This window comes from Methylobacterium sp. WL120, from assembly GCF_008039465.1.
Classification (GTDB): Bacteria; Pseudomonadota; Alphaproteobacteria; order Rhizobiales; family Beijerinckiaceae; genus Methylobacterium; species Methylobacterium cerastii.
In genome coordinates, this window is record NZ_VRUT01000177.1 from 1 (window position 1) to 8,809 (window position 8,809).

Consider the following 8,809-nt stretch of genomic DNA (forward strand, 5'->3'; position numbering starts at 1 on the left):
GCGGCAGGGTGACGATCATCGCCGGGAGATGACGCCCGACGACGGCAATTTCGGGATCGGCCCGCGCAGGTCCGCAATGCCGCCGTCACCGGTTCCGCTCGCGGGCGAACGGCTCTAGACCTCCGATGCGCCGACGACCGGTCCGGCGCTGGAGCCGCAGGTTGGCAGACCCCGTCCCGAGCGCCCCGCGGAACGCCGCCAAGCGGACGGTGCTCCGTGCCCGCCGCCGCCGCACCGCGGGCGGTCGCGGCAGCCTCGGCCGGCCGGGCTCCGACCTGACGCGGCTGCCGGTGGCGCTCGACCCGCGCGGGCTGAGCCTCGTCGAGGGCGTGCGCGCGGCCTTCGCCTTCGCGATCGTGCTGCTGGCCAACGAATGGATCCAGTGGCCGCCGCTGCTGACCATGGCGCTTGCGGCCAACCTCACCTGCTTCTGCGACACCGGCGGCCCGATCCGCATCCGCCTGCGGGTGCTCACCGCCTTCTCGGTGCTCGGCGGCCTGATCTGGGGGGTGTTCGGGCTGATCCAGCCCTACGGGCCGCTCGTCGTGGTGCCGGCCGCCTGCGCGGTGATCTTCGCTTGCGCCTACGCCCGGGTCTGGAGCGTGCAGGCCCAGGCCGCGGGCAACGTGCTCGTGGTGGTGCTGTGCATCGCCATGGACCGGGCGCTGAGCCCGGAGGAGGCGGCGATCATCGCCGCGATGTTCCTCGCGGGCGGCCTGTGGGCGACCGTGCTGGCGCTGGTGCTGTGGCGGCTGCATCCCTATCGCGCGGCGCACCGCGCCGTCGGCGAAGTCTGGCACGCGCTGGCGCGGCTGACCGGCGACCTGGAAAAACTCGCCGCCGCGCCGGAGACGGTCGCGGCCGCCTTCGACGGCCATGCCCGCGCCCACCGCCGCGGCGTCCGCGCCGGCATCGAGGCGGCGCGCGCCCTCCTGCTCGACCTCGCCCGCTCGCGCGAACGCGTCTCCGAGCGCACGGCGCAGGCGCTGCTGCGGCTTGAGACGGCCGAGCAGCTGTTCTCGGGCCTGATCGGAATCGCCGAGCTGATCGAGAGCGCGCCCGAGCCGCACCGGCGCGCGGCCGCCAAGCTGTTCCTGCGGCGCCTGCGCCCGCTGCTGATCGCCATCGCCCGCGCGATCCGCGACGACGCCGACCTCGACCTGCCGCGCCTGGAGCCGGCGATCGAGCGAGCCACCGCGGGATTGGAGGCGACGCCGATCCTCGCGCGCCTGGCCGAGCGGATCGTCGAGCGGGTCCGGATCGGCGCCAAGCTCTCGACGCCGGAGGGCTACCGCCCCGGCGGCGCGCTCGCCGACGGCGGCAGCCTCGGTTGGCGGACGCGGTTCTTCGGGCCGCTGCGCACCAACTTCACCCTCGCCTCGGCCAACCTCCGCCACGCGGTGCGCGCCAGCGCCGTCTGCGCGCCGGCGCTGGCGGCGACGCTGATCTGGGCCGGCCCGTTCTCGCACTGGTTGGTGATGACCGTGGTGCTGACGATGCAGCCGTTCTACGCGGCGACCTGGCAGCGGGCGCTGGAGCGGATCGGCGGCACCGTGCTCGGCGGCCTCGTCGGCGCGCTGCTGGCGCAGATGGCGACGACGCCGCTGATGCAGATCGCGCTGATCCTGCCGCTGAGCATCGTCGGATTCGCCGCGCGCCAGGTGAGCTACGGCTTCTTCGTCGCCTGCCTCACCCCGTTGATCGTGCTGCTGATCGAGGTGATCACCCCCGGCCACTCCTCCTGGGAGGTGGTCGGCATGCGCGCGCTGTTCACCATCCTTGGCGGGCTGATCGCCGTGGTGAGCTGCCTGCTGCTCTGGCCGATCTGGGAGCCGGACCAGGTCCGCAAGGAGCTCCGGCGCGCGCTCGCGAGCCATGCCGCCTTCGCCGAGGCGGCGCTCGCCGACACGGCGCCCCCGGAGCGCGAGGCGCGGCTCTCGACCTGCGCCCGCAACGCCGGCCTCGCGCTCAACGACCTCGAAGCCGCCCTGTCGCGCGCCCTGCAGCAGCCCCGCGCCGGGCACCATCCCGAGGTCGAGGCCGCGATGGTCGCCGACGCCACGCTCCGGCGGATCAGCGCCCGCCTCACCGTGCTGCGCCACGCCGGCGCGCCGACCCAGGCCGAGGACGGCACCTGGAAGGCCTGGATCGCGGCGAACCTCCAGGCGCTCGCCGAGAACCGCTACCCCCTCCCCGACCGCCCCGGCGGCGCGCGAAACCCGCAGCTGCAACGCCTCGTCGCCCAAGTCGACCTGCTCACCGGCACCCTGCGGCCGGGGCAGGTGCGGGAGGCGGTGTCCGCCGTCGCGTGACCGCGCCCCGTCTTCTCAGTTCAGGGCCTGCGGGTCGGCCTCCTGCAGGAAGGCGGCGACCTCGCGGAAGAACTGCATGCGGTTCTTCTCCATGATCACCGTATGCGTGCCCTCGCCGAGTTCGACGAAGCGCTTGTAGGGGACGTTGGTCAGCTTGGTGAAGTATTCCTGCGCCTGGTAGCTCGGCAGGTCGGCGTCCCATTCCGCGTGGATGATCAGGGTCGGGACGCGGATCTCGCCCGGATCGTAGAGCGGCTTGCCGGCCTGCCAGTAGGCCTGCGAGTCCGCGACGACGCCGTTCGGCGCGCGCAGGACCGGGGGCGAGAGTGCGGCGCCGACGGCGTCGGTGGCCCATGTCGCGTCCGCCCACTGCTCGAACCAGCCCGCCGGGATCAGGTCGCCGCGCTTGTCGTCCGAGACGCCCTTGAGCCAGCGGTCCCTGGCGCTGTCGCGGGTGACGGTACGGTAGGCGCCGAGTGGCCCGGACGTGCCAAGGTTCGGGGGCGCCTTGGCGATCCATTGCGGCGCGTAGAGGACAAGGCGGTTGACCTTGTCGTTGTGGGTCGTGGTGTAGAGCCCCATGGTCGAGGTGCCCCACGACCATCCCATCAAGTCGAGCTTGTCCACCCCGCGGCGCTTCAGGATGAAGTCGACCGCGACACCGACGGCCTTCGCAGCGTCGGCGGTGCGCATGAACGGCGGGTTGTCCGCGGCAGCCTGGTCCATCTGCTTCGGCCGGCTCGAGAAGCCGTAGCCGGGCAAATCAACGAGGTAGACGTCGAACCCGAGTCCCGCGAGGTAATCCATCATCGATAGCCCGGCGAGCGGAAGATCGAAGGCGGTGGAGGCTGGATAGGTCGCCCCGTGGACGTAGAGCAGGATCCGGTCGGCGGCGAAGCGCGATTGCCCGGCCGGACGCTTGTTGCGGACGTAGAGTTCGATCCCCTCCTCACCGGTCGGGACCCGGAACTCCTCGCGTTCGATCGATGGTGCCGCGGGCTCGCGGGCCTGCGTCGGCGCTGCAGCCAATCCGAGGCCTAGCACCGCGAGGCCGCGGAAGACGTCACGGCGGGGCACCGCGCTCGTGTCGGCGGCCGGCGTCTGACGGCCTTCGGCCAAAAATGTCCGTTTCGATGGCTTGGGCATCGTTTTCTCCCATCCGTATCTGGCGTCGGATGACGGAGATGAATCACCCCGACGGCATGCAGGCAACGGACATAGGAGTGGAGCGCGAACGAACCGCGACGATCGTCGCTGGACCGCTTTCCCGCCGGACGCTGACTCACCGAAAAAACCCTGCGCACCGTCCGCGCGCCGCCCCGTTTCCCTTATATCGCCCCGGGGGCATCGAGAGCGGATACGGGCTTTGGAAGACGCGTTGATCCGGTGGCTGCAGGCCACCGCCCACCTGCGAGCCGACGTGGCGGCCGTCGTCGGGACCGCGCTGGCGCTCGGCGTCACCGTGCATGCGCTCCTGCGCAAGCGCCGGGTCAGCGTCGCGGTCGGCTGGATCGGGCTGGCGTGGCTCTCGCCGGTGTTCGGGACGGCCCTGTACCTCCTGTTCGGGATCAACCGGGTCGAGCGCCGCGCACGCAAGTTCCAGTCGAAGCCCTCCGCGGCGCCGGGCGCGCCGAACACCGAGGACGCCATCGTCCCCGAGGTGATGTGGCCGCTGGACAAGGCGGTGCGCCGGATCACCGGCCTGCCGGCTTTGGCCGGCAACACGCTGCGCCTGTTTCGCAACGGCGACGCCGCCTACCCGGTGATGCTCGACGCGATCGACCGGGCGCGGTCGAGCATCGCCCTGTCGAGCTACATCTTCCGCGACGACCCCACTGGGCGGACCTTCTGCGCGGCGCTGAAGGCGGCGCAGGACCGCGGCGTGGCCGTGCGGGTGATCATCGACGGCATCGGCGGCGGCTATTTCCGCGCGGCGGCCTTTCGACGGTTGCGGGCTTCGGGGGTGCCGGCCGCCCTGTTCATGCATTCCGGCCTGCCCTGGCGCATGCCGTTCCTGAACCTGCGCACCCACAAGAAGTTGCTGATCCTCGACGGGCGCGAGGCCTTCACCGGCGGCCTCAACATCTCGCAGCCGAACCGCCTGCGGACCCGCCCCGACCACCCGATCCGCGACACGCACTTCCACGTCGCCGGCCCGGTTGTCGAGCAGCTGATGCTCGCCTTCAGCGCCGACTGGGCCTTCGCGGACGGCGGCGTGCTCGAAGGGCCGGACTGGTTCCCGGACCTGCAACCCGTGGGCGACTCCATCGCCCGGGTCGTCCTCTCCGGGCCCGACGCGGACGTCGAGAAGATCGAGTTCGTGATCCTCCAGGCGCTGGCCTGCGCCCGCAGCTCGGTCCGCTTCGTCACCCCCTACTTCCTGCCGGACGAGGTGGTGATGAACGCCCTCATCCTCGCGAGCCAGCGCGGGATCACGGTGGACATCGTCATCCCGCGGGTCAGCGACCACCATTTCATCGATTGGGCGACGCGGGCGCACGTCGCGCCGCTGATCCGCAACGGCGTGCGGATCTGGCTCGACGAACCGCCCTTCGACCATTCCAAGGCGATGGTGGTGGACGGGGCCTGGTGCTTCGTCGGCAGCGCGAATTGGGACATGCGCAGCTTCCGCCTGAACTTCGAGCTCAACGTCGAGATCCACGACGCGGCGCTCGCCGCTCAGCTCGAGACGTTCATCCGCGCCAAGATGGAGACGCCGCTCACGATGGAGGCGATCGACGCGCGGGCCTTGCCGGTCCGTTTGCGCGACGCAGGCGTGCGACTGCTGCTGCCATACCTCTGAAGCGAACGCGCGGCGCCTCGCCGGGCGGGGCCGGGCTGAGGTGGACGACGATGGGCCGGTGGTCGGAAGGGCCGCGCGGCAGCACCGCGTGCTCGCGGCAGACGAGGCCGCGCACCAGGCAGCGGTCAAGGCGCAGCGGCACCATCTCGACCATGGCATGGGTCGGCCGGCGCGGCCCCACGTCGCGAAAGCCCGGCAGCAGCGCCGGCCCGACGATGTTGTAGTCGCCCAGGATCGCCGAGCGCTCGGGCAGCATGCCGACGATGCGGCGGAGCTGGCGCCGGTTCAGCATCTGGCCGTGCGAGAGGTGGACGTTGGCCACGCCGAAGTCGCCGAAATCGAGCACCTGGCAGACCCGGTGGACCACCGCGCCGGACGGCAGCGTGACCACGGCCGGGTTCGTCGCCCACGGCGTCGGGCACCACATCGCCAGCCCGTGGATGCGGCCGGGCAGCGGCACCCAGGCGTAGGACCCGCCGACCCGTTCGGTGATCCCGGCGATCTCGCGGGTGGCTTCCTGCATCAGCAGCAGGTCCGGCCGCTCCTGCTCGATCAGCGCGACCACGTCCTCGACCGCCGCGCCGGTGCGCCGCAGCAGGTTCCAGCTGACGACCTTGCGCGACGCCGCCGCGGCATCCGCCTGTCGGAGCGGCGCCGGCGCGACGGAATCGAGGCCGAGGGGCGCCGGCGAGACCTGGGCTGAGACCTGGGATGAGGCTTGGGACGAGGCTTGGGATGAGACCTGGGATGTCGCCATGCGGGCCGTTCGTGCTCCTGACCGCGCTCTTCCGACAGCCTGGGGCAGGCGCGAGACCGGGATGGGACCGGGCGGGTTTCGCCCGCCTCCCAACGCGCGACCCACGATCCCGTTGCCCTGTTGACGCAACGCTCCTCCACTCTTGAGCCGTGCGCCGCAAGCGCCCAGAACCCATCTCGACCGGACCGAGGCCGCAAGGGGGCGCTCCAGACGGCGCTCCAGATCTTTGGAATCCATGACGCGTTTCACGTTCATCCACGCCGCCGACCTGCATCTCGGCAGCCCGCTCGCCGGGCTCGGCGCGCGGAACGCCGAGATCGCCCAGCGCTTCGCCTCGGCTGGGCGCCGGGCGTTCGAGGACCTCGTCAGCCACGCGATCGAGGCCAGCGTCGCGTTCCTGATCGTGGCCGGCGACGTCTACGACGGCGACTGGGCCGACCACTCGATCGGCCTGTTCTTCGCCCGTCAGGTCGCGCGGCTCGACCGCGCCGGCATCCCGGTGGTGCTGGTGCGCGGCAACCACGACGCCGAGAGCGTGATCACCAAGGCGATCACCCTGCCGGAGGCGGTCCGCACCTTCTCGACCAAGAAGCCGGAGACCATACGGCTCGACGCGCTGAAGGTCGCCCTGCACGGCCAGAGCTTCCCGAACCGGGCGGTCGACGAGAACCTGTCGCTGTCCTACCCGGCCGCCGTGCCGGGCTGGTTCAACGTCGGGGTGCTGCACACCTCCTGCACCGGCCACGCCCAGCACGCGACCTACGCGCCGTGCTCGGTCGCGGACCTGCGGGCGCGCGGCTACGATTACTGGGCGCTCGGCCACATCCACGACTACACCGAGCTGTCGCAGGATCCTTGGATCCTGTTCCCCGGCAACCTCCAGGGCCGCAGCATCCGCGAATGCGGGCCCAAGGGCGCCGTCGCCGTCGAGGTCTCTGACGGGCATGTGGCGGGCGTGCGCCGCCTGATCGTCGACCACGCCCGGTTCCACAACCTCTCCGTCGCCGTCGACGAGGCCGAGACCGAGGCGCAGGCGGTGGCGCTGGTCGAGGCGGCGATGCGTCCGCTGGCGGCGCTGGCGGAGGGCCGCCTGCTCGCGGTGCGGGTGCACCTCACCGGGACCACCGCCGCCCACGACCGGCTCGCGGCCGACCGCGAAACCCTCACCGCCGAGATCCAGGCCGCCGCCGACCGCGTCCACGAGGACATCTGGCTGGAGAAGCTGAAGATCGAGACCGCCCGCCCGAGCGGCGGCCCGCGCGAGAACGTCGTCGACGCCATCGACCCGGCGACGCTGCTCGCCGAGATCGACCGCGACCCCGAGTTCCGCGCCCGCGCGACGGCGGCGCTCGCCGAGATCGCCGCGAAGATGCCGGCGACCGAGGACGGCGACCTCGCCGGCGACCTCGACACCCTCTGCGCCGAGGCCGAGGCGATGATCCTCGGCCGCCTCACCAAACGCGCATGCTGAGTCTGGCGCGCCAATCGAACTTGCGCCCGGTCTCGGCGAAGCGGAGACACCCATGCGCCTCTTGAGCCTCGACCTCGAACGCTACGGACCCTTCACCGGGCGGCGGGTCGAATTCCGTGCGGACGCGCGCCTGCACGTCGTGCTCGGGCCGAACGAAGCCGGGAAATCCTCGGCGCTCGCCGCGGTGACGGACCTGCTGTTCGGCATCGAGACGCGCACGGCCTACGCCTTCCTCCACGAGATGCCGCAATTGCGGATCGGCGCCGAGATCGGCAGCGCCGACGGCGGCCGGCTGGCGTTCCGACGCCGCAAGGGCAACCGCAACACCCTGGTCGACGCCGACGACGCCGCCCTGCCGGAGGCGGCGCTCGCCCCCTTCCTTGGGGGCCTGACCCGCGAGGTGTTCTGCCGCGCCTTCGGCCTCGACGCGAACAGCCTGCGCGAAGGAGCCAGGGAGATGCTGCTGGCCGAAGGCGAGCTCGGCGCCAGCCTGTTCGCGGCGGCCTCGGGCCTGCGCGGCTACAGCGACCTGCAGAAGAGCCTGGAGGCCGAGTCCGACCGGATCTACGGACCGCGCAAGCGCCAGGACCGCAGCTTCTACCAGGCGTTCGACCGCTACGACGAAGCCCGCAAGGCGATCCGCGAGACGGGGTTGCGCGCCGGCGACTGGCGCGAGCTCAACGAGGGCATCGCCGCGGCCGGGGCGTCGCTGGACGCGATCAAAGCCGAGCGCATGCGGATCGCGGCCGAGCAGGCGCGGCTCGCGCGGCTCAGGCGCGTCGGCCCGCTGATCGCCGAGATCGACGCGCTCGCGGCGCGGGACGGCGCCGAACCCGATCTGGTCGAGGTCCCCGACGCCTGGGTCGAGCGCCTGGGCGAAGCCTGCTCGGCGCTCCGCGGCCGTCAGGCGGAGGCCGCGCGCATCGATGCGGCCGCGGATGCGGCGCGGGCGGCCTTCGCCGCGGTGGCGGTCGACGCCGGGCTCGTCGGGCGCGCCGAGGAGATCCTGGAAGGTTTTCGCGGGATCGACCGCTTCGACAAGAACGGGGCCGACCTTCCGCGCATCCAGGGCGAGGCCGACCAGTTCGACGCCGAACTCGCCCGGCTCGCCGTCCGGGTCGGCCTCCCCGACGTGGAGGCGCTGACGCGGCGCCAACCCTCGGACGCCGAGCGCGCCCGGGTCGAGGCGCTGATCCGCGACGGGCAGGAGGACGCCGCCGCCATCGCCCGCCTGGAGCGCGACCTCGGCGCGGCCCGCGCCGAGCACGAGGGCCTGCTGCGTGACGTGGCCGAGGGCGGCACCCCCGTCGACCCAGCTCCGTTCCGCGAGGCGTTGCGGCCGCTGGCGGCGATCCGCACCGCGATCGTCGAGCGCGACGCCCTCGACGCCACCGTGCGGCGCGCCGAGCAGGTGCTGCGCGGCCAGGCGGCCCGCCTGTCGCCGCCGGTCGCCGACGTCGCGGCCC

General features: G+C 72.4%; 6 protein-coding genes. 4 read left to right on the plus strand and 2 right to left on the minus strand.

From position 1 onward, the window contains the following. Positions 1-161: 161 nt before the first annotated feature. Positions 162-2,312: an FUSC family protein gene (locus FV229_RS23010; protein WP_246688301.1), complete on the plus strand. Its 2,151-nt coding sequence runs from the start codon at positions 162-164 to the stop codon at positions 2,310-2,312. A gap of 15 nt (positions 2,313-2,327) precedes the next feature. On the opposite strand, the gene FV229_RS23015 is transcribed toward FV229_RS23010, so the two are convergent. After that, on the minus strand, positions 2,328-3,341 hold the full coding sequence (locus tag FV229_RS23015) for an alpha/beta fold hydrolase (RefSeq protein ID WP_246688303.1): 1,014 nt from the start codon (positions 3,339-3,341) through the stop codon (positions 2,328-2,330). Positions 3,342-3,678: 337 nt separating this feature from the next. Between FV229_RS23015 and FV229_RS23020 the strand changes: the two genes are divergently transcribed. Continuing rightward, positions 3,679-5,115: a phospholipase D-like domain-containing protein gene (locus FV229_RS23020; RefSeq protein ID WP_147754187.1), complete on the plus strand. Its 1,437-nt coding sequence runs from the start codon at positions 3,679-3,681 to the stop codon at positions 5,113-5,115. Here the strand turns inward: FV229_RS23020 and FV229_RS23025 are convergent. Next, positions 5,033-5,872, minus strand: a complete 840-nt coding sequence (locus FV229_RS23025) for an endonuclease/exonuclease/phosphatase family protein (RefSeq protein ID WP_246688302.1) — start codon at positions 5,870-5,872, stop codon at positions 5,033-5,035. The two genes, FV229_RS23020 and FV229_RS23025, sit on opposite strands and share 83 nt — an antisense overlap. A 235-nt stretch (positions 5,873-6,107) precedes the next feature. Here FV229_RS23025 and FV229_RS23030 point away from each other — a divergent pair, with 235 nt between their 5' ends. Beyond that, the gene (locus FV229_RS23030; protein ID WP_147754188.1) at positions 6,108-7,343 is read left to right on the plus strand and encodes a DNA repair exonuclease; all 1,236 of its coding nucleotides are present in this window, start codon (positions 6,108-6,110) and stop codon (positions 7,341-7,343) included. Between the two features lie 52 nt (positions 7,344-7,395). Next, positions 7,396-8,809 (plus strand): AAA family ATPase (locus FV229_RS23035; protein ID WP_147754189.1); only part of this gene is annotated, 1,414 nt, incomplete at its 3' end.